Consider the following 15,252-nt stretch of genomic DNA (forward strand, 5'->3'; position numbering starts at 1 on the left):
AGAACCGAACGCGGGCGGCGGCCGCCCGGCGCTGCTCCTTGCTCTTCTGCTAGGACAGAGCCATTCGGCCCGTGTCTCGCTCCAGTGGTGCTCTATCCCGCTGCAGAGCAGGCTGTTGCCCCCGCATCGCATCCAGTTCCTTCTGAACCAGGATCTTCGAGATCACGATGATGGCGATCAGATGGTAGAAGAGGTCGAAGTACTGCAGGCCGAGGAAGGACCCAGCAGACATGTAGCCGATCAGGCTCACCTGGACCATCGCCGCAAGGTCGCGCGCCCAGGTCAATGATGCATGCGGCTTCGACCAGCGGATGACCTGCGAAGCCGACAGCCAGGTGAAGATGTGCAGCAGCACGAACATGCCCAGGCCCACCCAGCCAAGTTCGCCCAGCACACCGAACCAGTTACTGTGCGAATCCGTGCCCCCGTAGCCGGTGATCGCGCGGAAACCACCGCCGAAGAAGAACATGTTCGCCAGCGTGATGGCATTTCCCCAGGCGTAGATCCGCCCCATCGCGGAGGCATCCTCGTCGTAGGTCTGGATCGTATGCATGCGCTCGAACCACTCCGGCGGCATCACGTAAAGCACCACCAGGAAGACCGGGATCAGCGCCAGGATGACACCAAAACGGTTGCGTGCCTTCATCAGGAAAAAGAACCCGACGGCGGCAAGGCCGACCAAGGCCCCACGCGAATTGGTCCCGATAATCGCAACCAGGGTCAGCGCACCACCGGCAAGCAGCGCGCGCCTTGCCCAGACATTCGTGGTCTGTAGCCTGACATACCAGAGCAGCGGCACGGTCATGAGCAGTGCCAGTCCGACCGAGTTGCGGTCTGCGATGAAGGAGCCCGACGGCCCCATCACGTTGTTTCCACTCCCGCCGGTCAGGATGAACACCCCGCCCTTGAAACCATAGAAGCCGATCGACAGCGCAATCACCACCACCAGCCAGTGCAGCCGCTGCCTGTCGGTGATCAGCATCATGGTGATGTAGGTCATGAGGATGATCCGCCACACCTTGTCCCATTGCGGCCAGGCCATGCCTGGATACTGGGCCATCAGGGTGGATACGAACATCCAGCCGGTGAAGATCAGCAGCAATACGGTCTCGCGCGTCCACGGGATGCGCTTTTCCTCCTTGCAGAACAGGATTGCCGCAAACGTGGTCAGTGCCACGATAAGCGCCACCGGCATCGAGGTGACGAAGCCCCAGGCCATGCGATGCGGATTCATGTAGCCCAGCCAGGACCACATCAGGATGCCGAGCCACGGCCTCTTGAGGATGAAGGGCAGCGAACCGAAGACGACGAGCGCGACGAACAGATCCCTCATGCCGCCCCCGCCGCGTCGACCTTGCTCACGATATAGCGATACTTCCCGGACTTCTCCGGCGGGATCTCATCGACCTGCTCCACCTCGACGCTCACCCCCGCTCCCAGGCGCGCGCTCAGGCCGCGCTGGATACGCTCCACGGTCGCGCCATCGAAGCCTGCGCCGGGTACGACCTGCACCCGCGTCAACTCCAGGCTCTCCTGCACCACACGGAAGCCCCCCACCTGCGGTAGGTCGCGCAGCACGTAGATCAGCGCCAGCCCATGCATCACGGTGCCATCACGGGCGACGACGAAGTCGGTCGTGCGTCCCTGGATCTCCTTGAGCATGGGCAGGCCGCGGCCACATGCGCACGCGCCGGTGTCCAGCGTGGCGACATCGCCGGTGCGATAGCGGATGAAGGGAAACTCCCGCGTCGCCAGGTGCGTGACCACGATCTCACCCGACTCGCCGGCCGGCACCACCTGGCCAGCGCTGTCGACGATCTCGACGACGACGTCCTCGGCGGTCAGGTGCATGCCGCCCGCGGGGCACTGGTGGGCGATGAAGCCGGCATCCCGGGAGCCGTACCCATTGGCGACCGGGCAGCCGAAGGTGCTTTCGATGAGCTCGCGCTGATGCTCGTACAGGCGCTCGGAGGTGCAGAACGCCACCTTGATGCCGAGCCCGTCCATGCGGACCCCGCGCCTGTTTGCATGCTGGGCAATGTGCGAGAGTGCCGACGGATAGCCGAACAACATTCTCGGCCGGCGGACACGAATGCGCTCGATGAAGCCGTCGAGCTTGGCATCGGACATCTCGAATGCCGGCAGCAACTCGGTACGCAGGAGTTTGTCGCGAACGGCGCGGATGCGGTCCTGCGCGCTGAGCTCGATCGGCGAGCCCCAGACGACGATCTCCGGATCGCCGATGTCGACACCCCACCAACGCGTTGCGCGCCACTTGGCCGCAACGTCGTGGCTGACACGCTCGTTACCGATGTAGAAGATCAGCGGCTCACCGCTCGACCCCCCCGTATTGAAGCGCGCCAGCGCACCGGCATCGTCGGCCTTCAAGTCGTCGGTATGCGCACGGATCTCGGCCTTGGTCAGGAACGGAAGCTTGCCCAGGTCCGAGATCGACTGCACCTGCTCGGGGTCGAAGCCGACACGGGCAAAGAGCGCCTTGTAATAGGGCACGTGCTGTCCGGCATGGCGCAGCAAAGTACGCAGGCGCTCGACCTGGAATCGCTCCAGGCGCTCACGCGGCCACCACTGGCTGTCCTCGAGCTGCTTGCGGACGGCGACCGTGTCATGGCGCTTGAGGCGCTCGTGTAACGGGAACACCACATCCGCGATGAAGCGCGTGTAGGGCGAGCGCGCATCCTTGTTCATCAGTCGCTCCCGGCCCGCCATCAGCGTTCAGCCGTCTGCTGCAGCATCGACTGCAGCGCCGGGCCGGCGTCCTCGATGAAGGCCTTCAGGCGGGCCTCGCCGGTCTCGCCATGACCTTCCACATACGCGGTACTGAACATGACCACGGCCGAGTCGTCACCTTCGCCCGTGAGGCGCGACAAGGCAAGGTAGACCTTCGCAACATAGGGACTCACCGTCCACCGACCGTCGATCCAGTTGGTGTACCAGACCATCATGCGCCGCCCGTCGTTGCTGAGCATGGTCAGGCCCCGCAAGGGGACGGCACGATCGCCAATCTGAATCGAGTGCAGGCTCTCGCCCGTGCGCCGCCACACCGGGTGCTTGCTGACCAGCACCCGGTTGTCGAAGTTGATGAGCTCCTCGCCAGGCCCCTGGTTGCGATAGAAGCCGACATAGAGACCGACTGCCCCATCTTCACCGGCCCAGGTCTGGGTGAGCTTGCCGCGCATGCCGGAATAGCTCGGCTCCCACTCCGGCAAGCTGGCAGCGCTCGCCGGCTGCCACGTCGCAGGCAGGGAGAATGCCGCGAACTCCACCGGCCCATGCTGCCCCTGGCGATCGATGAAGGCCAGCACCGGGTTCCACATCGACACCACCACGACGGCCGCGACCAGCCAGCCGGCACGACCGGCACGCGCAGTACCGGCCGTCGTCGGTGTCGAGATCGGTGCCGCCGGCGCCGACTCCTCCGGCTCCTGCCAGCGCGAACCGACCCAGAACAGGATCATTATGATGATGCCGAAGAACACCCAGCCGTAAATGAGGTGGTCCGCCCCGGCGGCCAGCTTGTTGTCGGTGAGATGGCCGAGCATCACGATGCCGTAGGCGCGCAGCCAGTTGGCGAACACCGGCAGAACGATGGAGGCGGCGACAAAGATGAGCCGCCGGCGGGTCGAGGTGTAGTTGAGATAAGCGAACAGGCTGCCGACCACCACCGAGGCCATCAGGTAGCGCACGCCGCTGCAGCCCTCGACCACTTCCCAGCGCCCCGACGGGATGACCAGGTTGTAGCCTTCGGCATAAACCGGCACGCCCGACGCGCGCACGGCCCAGATGATGAAGTTGGCGGTCCAGTCCATCATGCTCGGGAACATGAACTCGCCGAAGGGCACCATGAAGAACAGGAAGCCGATCGGGAAGGCATAGGTGCGTATCACCGCCGTGCCCATCACCGCCCAGACAAAGGCCACCAGCATGCCGACGACGGCGAACTGGGACACGGCATCGACGCTGGCAAGCTCGCCGAGCAGCCATGCGAAGCCCGCGCCGACGCCAAGCACGACGCCAAGCAGCGACGGTTCGATCGGCAGGTTGCGGATGAAGTGGCGCCGCCGCCAGACCAGCCAGGCCGAGATCGGCGCAATCACGAAGCCGTGGGCGAAGGTCTCCGAGCGATCCCAGATGTGGACCATCGCCATGAAGGTGTCGCCGTACCAGAACAACAGCCACAGCAGACCGACGGCAAGTACCGCGAGGTGAAGCCTGCGTGCGGGCGCATCACCTGCAGCGTTGGCTTGGCCAGGATCGTGGCTGGCATTGGTCACACTCATTGCACCTTCCTTCATGTTCATTTGCGCCTTGCTTCCTCGCCCTGCATCGCATCCTGGTAGGCCGCAAGCAGTTCGGCACGCACCGAGGGCCAGCAGTAGCGTTGCACCTCATCGAGCCCGCGCGCCCTCAGCGCCTCGTAAAGGGCCGCATCATCCAGCACCACCCGCACCGCCTCGGCAAGCGCCGCTGCATCATCGACAGCGACAAGCATCGCAGTTCGCCTATGCTCGACCATGAAGGGGATGCCGCCGGCCGCGGTCGTGACCACCGGCAGGCCGCTTGCCAATGCCTCGAGGATCGCGTTGGGCATGTTATCGACTCTGCTCGCATTGAGCATGAGATCTGCATCACGGTAGAGCGCAGCCATCTCGTCGCGATCGAGCCGACCGCTGAACCTGACACGGTCGGCGACGCCAAGTTCGCGCGCAAGCCGTTCCAGCGCCTGCGCCTGAGGGCCTTCCCCGGCGAGTGTCAGGGTCGCCGCGGGATAGTGCGCGGACAGCAGTGCGAACGCATGCAGCGCAGTATCGTTGCCGTAGATGGCTTCGAGATTACGCGCCACCAGCAGGTGCGGGGCCGCAGCCGGCCGACGCGGCCGCGGCGCGGGGTGGAAGCGCGCCAAGTCGATGATGTTGGGAACGATGCGCGCCGGCATGCCATGCTGCGCAAAGACCTTACGCAGAAAGCCGGAGGGCACGGCAAGCAGCGCAGCACGGCGCATGCTCGTGCGCACGGCACCGGCGGCGTGCGCAAGAAAGCTGCCGGCCTCGCCACCGCGGTAGTTCACCACCACTGCCACGCCACGCAGGCTCGCAATCCACACCGCAGGGGCCGCGAACAAGTGCCAGGACCAGCCCGAGTTGGCCATCACATGGGCAACGTCTGCCCGCCCTGCCCCGCGCCAGAGCTGGACGAGATAGGGCAGCAGCCGGAACAGGGCGCGGATGCCCTTGAGACGCTCGGCCCATGCCGGACGATACGGCGCGTTGACGCGCACCAGCTCGACGCTCGCCCCCTCGCTGCGCAGCAGTTCGGCGAGCTGCCGCGTCTGGTTGGCCATGCCGCCGGCGGGGGGCGGCAACGGCCCGACGAGCAGGACACGAAGACCGGAAAACGACATCGGCGTGCGCTCAGGCTGCGCGCCGGGTACGACCGGCGAGTGCCTCATACACTGCACGGTAATGGGCGACGCTGTTCGTCCAGTTTCGCACTTCCTCGACAAAGTGGCGCCCTGCCGCGCGCATGGTCGGCCAGCGTCCGCGGTCGGCGAGCATGGCGTCGATGGCGGCGGCGAGTGCCTCGGCACTCCCGGCCTTGAACAGCTTGCCGGTCTCGCCGTCGCGGATCAGTTCCTTGTGACCGCCGACGTCCGAGGCCACGAACAGCCGCCCCTGGGCCATCGCCTCGAGCGGCTTGAGCGGAGTGACGAGTTCGGTCAGGCGCATGGAGTGACGCGGATAGGCAAGCAGGTCGATCTGATCGTAGTAGCGACTGACTTCGCTGTGCGGCACCCGGCCGGTAAACACCACCTTGTCCGCCACTCCCAAACGCTCGGTCTGAGCCTTTAGCTTGGCGTCCTGCGGACCGCCACCAACCAGCAGCAGGCGCAGATCGGGGCGCTTGGCGAGCAGCGCGGGGAAGGCGTCGAGCAGCAGATCCAGGCCTTCGTAGGCGTAGAACGAACCGACGAAGCCGATGGTCGTGCAGCCCGCCAGACCCAGCTCCCTGCGCAGAACCTGGTCGGCGTCGCCCGAGAGCTGAAAGCCTTCTACATCCACCGCATTCGGGATCACCGTGACCCTGGCCGCCGGAATGCCGCGCGCGACGATATCCGCACGCAGGCCTTCGCAGATGGTGAAGGCGTGATCGACCCGCTTGAGCGCCCAGGTCTCCATGGCACGCGTGGCGCGATAACGCAGGCTGCCCTCGGCCGTCGTGCCGTGATCGACCGCAGCGTCTTCCCAGAAGGCGCGAATCTCATACACCACCGGGATTCCAAGCCGCTTGCCCACACGGATGGCGGGGATGGCATTGAGCACCGGCGAGTGCGCGTGCAGCACATCGGGCCTGAGCTCCCGCGCAAGCTGCTCCAGCCGGGCCTCGGTCGCACGCATCAGGCGCAACTCGTTGATCCCGGCCGGGCCGGGCGCAGGCACCGGACTGCGGTAGAAGCGCAGGCCGTCGACATCCTCCACCTCGGCCGCAACCTGGCCCTGCTTGGGCGACGTCAGGTGAAAGGTCTCCCAGCCCAGTGCCCGCTGCTCACGCAGGATGGCTGCAGTGCGGAAGGTATAGCCGCTGTGCAGCGGGATGGAGTGGTCGAGGATGTGAAGGATGCGCATGAGATTCAAGCCGCCGCGGCCACTTCCGCTGGCGCGCGTGTCGGTGCGGTGTTGTTCCTGATGAAGGCTTCGAACATCAACAAGGTCCACAGCGGCGCGCTGTAATCGCGGGCGCCGGACTGATGAGCGTCGACCAGATGCTGCAGGTAGTCACGGTTGAATATACCGGTCGCGGCCAGGGTTTCGCCCAGCACTGCGTCACGCACGCGCTGCTTGAGCGGGCCGCGGAACCAGCGTGCGAGCGGCACGGCGAAGCCCATCTTCGGGCGATAGAGCACATCGTCGGGCAGGAAGGGCTCCATCGCCTTCTTGAACAGGTACTTGCCTTCGTTGCCCTGGATCTTGAGGCCGGACGGCAGCGTGGCGAGCCATTCGACGAGCTTGTGGTCCATCAACGGTTCGCGCACTTCCAGCGAATGGGCCATGCTGGCGCGGTCGACCTTGGTGTTGATGTCGCCGACCAGGTAGGTCTTGAGATCGAGGTACTGGATGAGGGCGAGCGGATCGTCGGTTTTGGCGGCGCCGGCATGGCGGCGGAAGACCTCGAGCGCGTCGTAACCACCGAGCCTGGCGCGGAAATCTGCGCTGAAGAGCTTGTCGCGCATGTCGCCGCGCAGGATGGAGACACTGTGAAAGTAGGCCTCGGTGGCGTCGCGCGCCATGGCCTGGAAGGTGGTCTTGGCGCGGAACACCCGCGGCGCCCAGTCAGCCTTGGGATAGAGGCGACCGAGCAGGCCGAACATGGGCCGGCGCACGCCCATCGGCAGCGCTGCGCGCATCTTCTCTTCCATCAGATGCATGCGATAGCGGCGGTAGCCACCGAAGCTCTCGTCACCGCCATCGCCGGACAAGGCCACTGTGACGCGCTTGCGCGCAAGCTGGCATACCCGATAGGTGGGGATGGCGGAGCTGTCGGCGTAGGGCTCGTCGTAGAGCGCGGCCAAGGTGTCGATGAGGTCGAAGTCGTCGGACTTGACCGTCTCGACGAAGTGGTTGGTGCGGTAGCGGTCGGCGACCTTCTGGGCGAATTCCGATTCGTTGAACTTGGGGTCGTCGAAGGCGATGGAGCAGGTGTTCACTGGCTCGCTGGAGAGCCCGGCCATGGTGGCGACGACCGCGCTGGAGTCCACCCCGCCTGACAGGAAGGCACCCAGCGGCACCTCGGCAATCATGCGCAGGCGCACGGATTCGCGCAGGCGCTCGGTGAGCTCTGCGGAGGCTTCCTCGAGGCTGATGTCGTTGTCGAGCGTGAAGCTCACGTCCCAATACTGCCTGGGCTCGGGGATGGGCTGGCCGCGGCGGATGCAGAGCGATTCGCCCGGGCCGAGCTTTTTGGCGCCGCGGAAGATGGTGCGCGGTTCGGCGACGTAGCCCAGCGCAAAGTACTCCTCCACCGCCAGCGGGTCGATGCGGCGATCCAGATCGGGGTGTTGCATCAGCACCTTGAGCTCGGAGCCGAAGGCGAGCGTGCCGTCGGGCAGCAGCGCGTAGAACATTGGTTTGACGGCGAGGCGGTCGCGCGCCATGAAGAAGGTGTCGCGGTTGCGGTCGTGCAGGGCGAAGGCGAACATGCCGCGAAAGCGCTGTACGCAGTCCTCGCCCCAGGCCTCCCAGGCGTGCACGATGACCTCGGTGTCGCTGCGGGTGTGGAAGACGTGACCCAGCGCCTCGAGTTCGGGCACCAGCTCCTGGAAATTGTAGATCTCGCCGTTGAACACCACCGCCACCGAGCCGTCCTCGTTGAACAGCGGCTGCTGGCCGGTGGCAAGATCGATGATGGACAGCCGGCGGTGCGCAAGCGCCACGCCGGGCTCGAAGTGGTAGCCGCCTTCGTCCGGGCCGCGATGGTGCTGGACGTCATTCATGCGCTGCATGAGCGCGCGCTCGAAGTCGCGCTTGCCGCGGGTATCGAAAAGGCCGGCGATGCCGCACATGGTCGGGCTTCCTTTAGGATCTGGCAGGCGCTACGCCGGCGCGCTGCAGGAGTTGGTCATACATTGCGGTGTAGCGTGCCACCATGCCGTCGAGACTGAAGCCGTGCTCGACGCGTCGGCGGCCTGCCGCCCCCTGCGTTTGCCGCAATGCAGCATCAGAAGCGTAGCACAGCAGCGCCTCGGCCATGCGATCCGGGTCCTGCGCGGGCACGAGGGAGCCGGTCTCGCCTTCGGCAACCAGCTCGCCGTTGCCGCCGACTGCGGTGGCGACCACTGGCAGGCCGCTGGCCATGGCCTCGAGGATGGTGTTGGAGATGCCTTCGGCCTGCGAGGGCAGCACGAATACGTCGAGCGCACGCATGACCGCCGGAACATCCGTGCGCTCGCCGGCAAGCCAGACTGCGTCGCCGATCCCGGCGCGGCGGATCTCGGCCTCGACCTCGCCGCGCAGCGGGCCATCGCCGGCAATGATCAGGCGCAGCCTCTGCCCCACCCCACCCCGTGCGCGGGCAAGCTCGAAGGCACGCACCAGGGTGAGTTGGTCCTTGACTGCCTGCAGCCTGCCGACGGTGCCGACGACGACCACGCTCGCATCGGCGAATGGGCTGCCGGCAAGGGTCTGGCGCGCACCGGTTGCGGCGGGGGTGAAACGCAGGGTGTCAACCCCGTTGCAGATGCGCTCGACACGCGCGGGCGCGATCCCGACCCGCCCGGTCAGGTAGGACTCGATGTGGCCCGAGAGCGCAACATACCGGCTCACGAAGGGGCTGTAGAGGCGCCGCAGCACCTGGAACTTGCGCCGAGTACCGCCAGGGTCGGAGACGTCCCAGCCGTGCTCGCCATGCACCCGCACCGGAACACCCGCCAGACGCGCCGGCACGACCGCCTCGAGCGCGGCAAGGTTGCGGCTGTGCACGATGGCTGGGCGCCGCTCACGGAACAAGCGGTACAGGCGCGGATAGAGCTTGATGCCATGGCCAGCAGGCTTGTGCAGCGACACGAAGCCGACATCCTCACGCCGGATGCGCTCGCAGAACCCTTCGGCACAGCGCGTGAGCGCAACCACCGTGTGGCGGTAGCGCTCCGGCGGCATGCGATTGATGAGGTTGACCACGCCGTTTTCCAGCCCGCCGACATCGAAACTGTAGACGAGGTGCATCACCAGCGGCCGCAGTTCGCGCATCAAGCCACCTGGGACGGTGCAGCGTCGGCGAGTTCGCCGATCACGGTCGGAATGTCCTCCTGGCCGCCGGGCTCGGGCGGTTGCACGTCGAGCAAGCCGTCGAGCACGCGCAGATGCGCCGACCAGCTGTATGCGCGCAGCACGCAGTCAAGCGCCGCCTCACCCATACGGGCACGGCGAGCATCATCGCCAAGCAGACCGAGCACACGTGCAGCAAGATCCGCCTCGTCGGCAGCCACCTCGCAGTCGCGGCCATTCTGCGCGGCGAGCCCGGCTGCGGGCGCCTGGGTAAGCACCACCGGGCGCGCCATGGCCATGGCCTCGAGCACCTTGTTCTGGATACCGCGCGCAATGCGCAGCGGGGCGACAACGACCTGCGCGTGAGCGAGAAAGGGGCGCACATCCGGCACGGTACCCGTGACGACCACGCCGCTGCACTCGGCAGCCAGTGCCTGCACGGCCGGCGCCGGGTTCATGCCGACGATCCAGAAGCGCACCTGAGGCTGCTCGGCGCGGATGCGCGGCAGCACCTCGCGGGCGAACCAGGTTACGGCATCGATATTCGGCCAGTAATCCATCGCGCCGCTGAACACCAGCACCGGCCCACCCGGCGGATACGGTGACTCGAAACGGTGTTCAGGCGAGAAGTACTCCGCATCGACCCCGTTCTGCATGACGCCGACACGCGCCGAAATCTCGGGCGCCGCGCCACGAAAAAGCTCGGCCTCGGCCTCGGTGACGAACAGGCTGGCATCGCAGCGCGCTGCGCTGGCACGCTCGAAGGCAAGCAAGCGCTCACCCTCGCGTCGATACAGCCAGGACATGGGCCAACGCCGGTCACTGGCGTACTGCGACCACTTGGCTGAATCCACGTCGCAGAAGTCGATCACCCGTCGATCGAGTCCAGGCAGATCCAGGTACTGTGCCATCGGCCCCGAGAACGCAACCGCGCTGCGGATGCCGTGCTCGATGACAACCCGGCGCACCCAGGCGCGCAAGCGCGGGCTGCGGTAATAGGGCAGGCTCAGTGCCTCGCCGCGCAACAGGCCGCGCAGGCTGGCAATGCGGCGGATACCGGGTTCGATGGGCACCACGCAACTGTGTTCACACCACTTGCGCAAGGCCGGGATGTGCTGCTTGTCGTCGGGATGGTCGACGAAGCAGCCCAGGAAGACGCGGTGGGTCCGCGCAAGCTGGCGCAGGATGTTGAACGAGCGCACCTTGTCGCCCTTGTTGGGCGGGTACGGAATGCGGTGCGTCAGGTAGAGCAGTGGGGGGCGGCTGTCCTCCACCGCCCTACCCCAGGTTACGCACGATATGTGGCCCCAGGCGGTTGGCGACGCCAATGGGCAGACGCTTCCACAGCGCAATGAAGGCGCGGTACTTGGGGTTCATCGGGTTGTTCTGGGGCACGCTGTCGCGCTTGTAGAGACGGTACTCGTAGGACAGCGGCTGCGGCTCGAAGCCCCAGTTCTTCTTGAAGCTGTACGGACCCGTGCCGACCTTGCTGCGACCATAGTCGAAAACCTTGCAGCCGCGCTCGCAGGCGCGCCGCATCAGCTCCCAATACTTGAAGTCGTTGGCAGCGAGATCGCGCGCAGCGGTATCGTCACCCGCGTAGTAGGGCAACACCTCGTCGCGGAAGTAAAAACTGAGCACGCTCGACAGCGGCTTACCCGCCGGGTCGGTCACGGTGAGCACCTCGCAGGCCTCGCCGAAGACCGCCTTGAGGCGTTCGAAGAAGGTCTTGGGCAGCGCGGGCGTGCCATGGCGAAGCACGTTGTCTGCATAGAGGGCGAAAAAGCGCTCGATGTCGTCATCTACGTGGCTGACAAGGCCGTTCTTGATGCCCTTGCGCACCATTGCGCGTTGCTTGCGCGGAATGGCGAGCATGTTGGCCTCAACATCGGGCAGCAGGGCCTTGCGGAAGGTGACGTAGAGCTCCTGGCGCGGCCAGTCAGCATGCACCGGCTTCAGGTTACGGTACTCTGTGTGCTGCACACCAAGCGCAGTTGCCAGAGCCTCTGCCCGCATCTCAAGCATGTGGAAGACTTCGGGACCCGCATCGACGTCGGCTGCAATTCCACCATACACGCAGAAAGGCAGCGAGGTCAGCGCATGCCCGAACACGCGGCTACGTACCTCGGCCAAGGGCAGCACGGCGACGATATCGCCTGCCCGCTCGGCATACAGGTAGAAGCTGCGGTGCTTGAACACGCCTTCCAGGATGTCGCGCCAAGCCGACAGGTGGAAGAACGTGGCCTGCGGGCACCGGCGCACGAAGTCATCCCAGCGCTCGACCTCGGCAGGGGTGAGCATGCTGACGTGAATCGGCAGTCTGTCCATTGCGCGCATCCCGCTCCAGTCTGGTTCAGGCGGCGTCGCGGAAGACTTCGTCTGCGCGCCCCCAGGAAAAATCGGAAAGCAGGCGATCGAGCCGTGCTTCGGTGTGTTCAAGGTTAATGTAGTGCCGGAAGCGGGTTTTGGCTGTGGCGTCGGTCACACGCGGCTGCTCGGGGTCAATTTCCCAGGGGTGGAAGTAGAAGATCGCCGGCCTGCGATCATCGGCATTGACACGGGCAATCTGCCAGCGCGACAAGGAATAGGGCAACAGACGGAAGAAGCCGCCGCCACCGGCGGGCCAGTTGCGCCCGAACATGCGCACGGTACTGACGGGAACCTCGACCAGTCCGTTGGGCAGGCGCCAGGGGAAGCGTGGCGCATCGGGGATACCGTAGTGGTCGTGTTTGACCGGGTACACGCTGGAGCTGTACCGGTAACCCGCCTCGGCAATGCAGTCGTGCGCCCACAGGTTGGCGGTGCCGATCGAGAAGCTGGGCGCGCGATAACCGGTGACCGGCTGACCGGTGATGTCCTCGAGGACAGCCTTGGCGAGACGGATGTCGGCGCTGAAGGACTCGGGCGTGAGGTCACTGGCACGTTCATGGGCATAGCCATGACTGGCCACCTCATGCCCTGCGCCGGCAATACGGCGTACCAGCTGCGGATAGCGCTCGGCGACCCATCCCAGGGTGAAGAAGGTGCCGCGCGCACCGTGACCGTCGAGCAACTCGAGGATACGGTCGACGTTGCGCTCGACGCGGCAAGGCACACTGTCCCATTGACTGCGCGGAAAGTGCGGCGCAAGCGCGGAGACCTGGAAGTAGTCCTCGACGTCGCAGGTGAAGGCATTGGTAATACGGGAACTCATTGCAGCCTCAGGCCTTGCTGTCGTGGGCGAGCAGCCAGTCGTGCAGGTGGGCGGCGATGCGCTCGGCGCAGCGGCCGTCCCAGTACTCGGGCACGCGGCCCGCCTTGCCACCGGTCGCGAGCACGCTGTCGGCCGCCGCGATGATGGCTGCAGGGTCCACCCCGACCAGGGTGTTGGTGCCCTGCTCGACCGTGATCGGGCGCTCTGTATTCTCACGGATGGTGATGCACGGCACGCCAAGCGCAGTGGTCTCCTCCTGGATGCCGCCCGAATCAGTCAGCACCATGCGCGCACCGGAGAGCAGACCGAGCATCTCGAGATAGCCCTGCGGCGGCAAGAGCAGGAATCCGGGCGTATCGATGCGCCCGAGCATGCCGAAGCGTTCGAGGTTGGCGCGCGTGCGCGGATGCAGCGCGATGACCAGCGGCAACCGGGCACTCACGACATGCAATGCCTCGATGATCGGCCCAAGCACTTCCGCATGGTCGACGTTGGATGGACGATGCAGGGTGACAACGCCGTAGCCCCCCTCGATGCGCTGCGGGTCGAGACCGGCCGCAGCCAGCAGGCTGGCGGCGGGTACGGCCTTGGGCAAGCTCGCGCGCAGGCTGTCGATCATGACGTTGCCGACGAACACCGCACGCTCGGGCGCAATGCCTTCGCGCGCGAGGTTATCGTGGGCGGAACGCTCGGTCGTATAGAGCACGTCGGATATCTGGTCGGTGAGGATGCGGTTGATCTCTTCGGGCATACGGCGGTCGTTGCTGCGCAGCCCAGACTCCACATGTACCACCGGAATGTGACGCTTGCTCGCAACCAAAGCGCACGCCAGCGTCGAGTTAACGTCACCCACCACGAGCACGGCGCGCGCACCGTGCTCGTCGATGACGGGCTCGAAACGCTTCATGACCTCGGCCGTCTGCACTGCATGCGACCCCGAGCCAACCGCCAGATTGACGTCGGGCTCGGGGAGCGCCAGGTCGGCGAACAAGCGGTCCTTCATTGCCGGGTCGTAGTGCTGCCCGGTATGCACCAGCAGCGTACGGATCGGCGGATTGTGCGCAGCGAAGGCGCGGATGATGGGTGCAACCTTCATGTAGTTCGGGCGCGCCCCGACCACGCAGATGACCGGGGGTAGCTCATCGATCGGCAACGGGCTCACTGGCGCTCCTCCCCTGCGGGTCTCTCACGACGTACTGCCTGCAGCAACTGGCTGAGCAGGCCGAGGGTGGCGGCGGCAGACTGCTCCAGCCCTGCCAGGCGCGCCTCGATGCGTTGAAGGTCGTAGCCGGCCGCAAGTCCGGCCGCCCGCTCGGCAAGCTCAGGCGACACCTGCAGCCGATCAAGATCCAGCTGGATTGCTTCAATCCCTGCCTGCGCCGTGGCTACGGCATTGACGGCGCTGTCGAGCGCACCCGTGAGGCTTGCGTCCGGACTGCTCTCGGTCGGCAACGGCCGCCGCGGCGCAGCGAACTCCTGCTTGAGCTCATCGATGACCTCGCGAACATCGTCCTCCGCGATGACATGACGCTCAGCAATGTAGGCAGCGAGCATGAGCCGGTCGCACAAGGTGTTGATGCGGCGCGGAATGCCCCCGGTGTAGCCGTAGATTGCCGTATAGGCCCCGGGCTGGAAGATCGGATCGCCCGCCCAGCCAACGTGCGTCAGGCGATGCTCGATGTAGCCCTGGGTTTCCTGCAGGTCGAGCGGACCAAGGTGGTAGGACGCGATCACGCGCTGACGCAACTGCTGCATCTCGCCGCGCTGCATGATGTCGCGGAACTCGGGCTGGCCGACCAGGAAGCTTTGCAGCAGGGCATGGTCTTCGAGCTGGAAGTTGGACAGCATGCGCAGCTCCTCGACCGCCGCCGGCGTGAGGTTCTGTGCTTCATCGACGAGCAGCAGGGCGCGCTTGCCGGCTGCGGCAACCGACACCAGATAGGTTTCGAGTGCGAGCAGCAGCCCCGCCTTGTCGAGGCTTCGGCTGGGCACGCCGAAGGCGGCCGCGACCATGCGCAACATATCGCTGGCATCGATCTGCGTACTGACGATGTTGGCAGCGACCACCTTGTCCGGATCGAGCTGCTCGAGCAGGCTACGCACGATCGTGGTCTTGCCCGCGCCGATCTCGCCGGTGATGACGATGAAGCCCTCGCTCTGGTGCAGACCGTACTCGAGGTAGGCCATTGCACGGCGATGCCCACGGCTGCCATAGAAAAACGCGGGATCGGGGTTGAGCTGGAAGGGCTTGCCGGAAAGCTTGAAGAAGGATTCGTACATCAG

At 65.7% G+C, this 15,252-nt stretch carries 12 protein-coding genes; all 12 read right to left on the bottom strand.

Translation table 11 applies throughout. The features are described 5' to 3' along the window. Positions 1 to 49: 49 nt before the first annotated feature. Genes P7F68_RS14270 through P7F68_RS14325 form a run of 12 tightly spaced genes read right to left on the bottom strand, consistent with a single transcriptional unit; the run spans position 50 to position 15,249 of the window. Positions 50 to 1,333 (bottom strand): putative O-glycosylation ligase, exosortase A system-associated, encoded by a 1,284-nt coding sequence (locus P7F68_RS14270; protein WP_002926884.1) that lies wholly within the window; start codon positions 1,331 to 1,333, stop codon positions 50 to 52. Then, a complete protein-coding gene (locus P7F68_RS14275) occupies positions 1,330 to 2,706 on the bottom strand; it encodes a phenylacetate--CoA ligase family protein (protein ID WP_386040030.1) in 1,377 nt (458 codons plus the stop codon). Before P7F68_RS14275 ends, P7F68_RS14270 begins: the two co-directional genes overlap by 4 nt. Positions 2,707 to 2,726: 20 nt before the next feature. Continuing rightward, positions 2,727 to 4,298: an exosortase A gene (gene xrtA / locus P7F68_RS14280; protein WP_232431463.1), complete on the bottom strand. Its 1,572-nt coding sequence runs from the start codon at positions 4,296 to 4,298 to the stop codon at positions 2,727 to 2,729. 17 nt (positions 4,299 to 4,315) lie between these two features. Next, the gene (locus P7F68_RS14285) at positions 4,316 to 5,419 is read right to left on the bottom strand and encodes a glycosyltransferase family 4 protein (protein ID WP_277834118.1); all 1,104 of its coding nucleotides are present in this window, start codon (positions 5,417 to 5,419) and stop codon (positions 4,316 to 4,318) included. Positions 5,420 to 5,429: 10 nt separating this feature from the next. After that, the gene (locus tag P7F68_RS14290; protein ID WP_277834120.1) at positions 5,430 to 6,641 is read right to left on the bottom strand and encodes a TIGR04063 family PEP-CTERM/XrtA system glycosyltransferase; all 1,212 of its coding nucleotides are present in this window, start codon (positions 6,639 to 6,641) and stop codon (positions 5,430 to 5,432) included. Between the two features lie 5 nt (positions 6,642 to 6,646). After that, the gene (locus P7F68_RS14295) at positions 6,647 to 8,575 is read right to left on the bottom strand and encodes an XrtA/PEP-CTERM system amidotransferase (RefSeq protein ID WP_277834122.1); all 1,929 of its coding nucleotides are present in this window, start codon (positions 8,573 to 8,575) and stop codon (positions 6,647 to 6,649) included. Positions 8,576 to 8,588: 13 nt separating this feature from the next. After that, complete coding sequence (locus P7F68_RS14300; protein ID WP_277834124.1) at positions 8,589 to 9,758, bottom strand: TIGR03088 family PEP-CTERM/XrtA system glycosyltransferase; 1,170 nt, start codon at positions 9,756 to 9,758, stop codon at positions 8,589 to 8,591. Continuing rightward, positions 9,758 to 11,050 carry a TIGR03087 family PEP-CTERM/XrtA system glycosyltransferase gene (locus P7F68_RS14305; RefSeq protein ID WP_277834126.1) on the bottom strand — a complete coding sequence of 431 codons (1,293 nt, stop codon included), beginning with the start codon at positions 11,048 to 11,050 and terminating at the stop codon, positions 9,758 to 9,760. Before P7F68_RS14305 ends, P7F68_RS14300 begins: the two co-directional genes overlap by 1 nt. 4 nt (positions 11,051 to 11,054) lie before the next feature. Then, entirely contained in the window at positions 11,055 to 12,104 is a 1,050-nt protein-coding gene (locus P7F68_RS14310; RefSeq protein ID WP_002936260.1) for a FemAB family XrtA/PEP-CTERM system-associated protein, read from the bottom strand. A gap of 25 nt (positions 12,105 to 12,129) precedes the next feature. After that, the gene (locus P7F68_RS14315; RefSeq protein WP_002926893.1) at positions 12,130 to 12,969 is read right to left on the bottom strand and encodes an XrtA system polysaccharide deacetylase; all 840 of its coding nucleotides are present in this window, start codon (positions 12,967 to 12,969) and stop codon (positions 12,130 to 12,132) included. A 7-nt stretch (positions 12,970 to 12,976) separates the two neighbouring features. Further along, positions 12,977 to 14,131, bottom strand: a complete 1,155-nt coding sequence (gene wecB / locus P7F68_RS14320; protein WP_002926894.1) for a non-hydrolyzing UDP-N-acetylglucosamine 2-epimerase — start codon at positions 14,129 to 14,131, stop codon at positions 12,977 to 12,979. After that, on the bottom strand, positions 14,128 to 15,249 hold the full coding sequence (locus tag P7F68_RS14325; RefSeq protein ID WP_277834132.1) for an XrtA/PEP-CTERM system-associated ATPase: 1,122 nt from the start codon (positions 15,247 to 15,249) through the stop codon (positions 14,128 to 14,130). The genes wecB and P7F68_RS14325 overlap by 4 nt, the downstream gene beginning before the upstream one ends. Positions 15,250 to 15,252 lie beyond the last annotated feature (3 nt).

It is taken from the genome of Thauera mechernichensis, assembly GCF_029588855.1.
In the GTDB taxonomy this organism is placed as follows: Bacteria; Pseudomonadota; Gammaproteobacteria; order Burkholderiales; family Rhodocyclaceae; genus Thauera; species Thauera mechernichensis.

Coding starts and splice junctions, on each gene's coding strand:
- P7F68_RS14270 (WP_002926884.1), bottom strand. CDS start 1,333: ATGAGGGATCTGTTCGTCGCGCTCGTCGTCTTCGGTTCGCTGCCCTTC.
- P7F68_RS14275 (WP_386040030.1), bottom strand. CDS start 2,706: ATGAACAAGGATGCGCGCTCGCCCTACACGCGCTTCATCGCGGATGTG.
- xrtA (WP_232431463.1), bottom strand. CDS start 4,298: ATGAGTGTGACCAATGCCAGCCACGATCCTGGCCAAGCCAACGCTGCA.
- P7F68_RS14285 (WP_277834118.1), bottom strand. CDS start 5,419: ATGTCGTTTTCCGGTCTTCGTGTCCTGCTCGTCGGGCCGTTGCCGCCC.
- P7F68_RS14290 (WP_277834120.1), bottom strand. CDS start 6,641: ATGCGCATCCTTCACATCCTCGACCACTCCATCCCGCTGCACAGCGGC.
- P7F68_RS14295 (WP_277834122.1), bottom strand. CDS start 8,575: ATGTGCGGCATCGCCGGCCTTTTCGATACCCGCGGCAAGCGCGACTTC.
- P7F68_RS14300 (WP_277834124.1), bottom strand. CDS start 9,758: ATGCGCGAACTGCGGCCGCTGGTGATGCACCTCGTCTACAGTTTCGAT.
- P7F68_RS14310 (WP_002936260.1), bottom strand. CDS start 12,104: ATGGACAGACTGCCGATTCACGTCAGCATGCTCACCCCTGCCGAGGTC.
- P7F68_RS14315 (WP_002926893.1), bottom strand. CDS start 12,969: ATGAGTTCCCGTATTACCAATGCCTTCACCTGCGACGTCGAGGACTAC.
- P7F68_RS14325 (WP_277834132.1), bottom strand. CDS start 15,249: ATGTACGAATCCTTCTTCAAGCTTTCCGGCAAGCCCTTCCAGCTCAAC.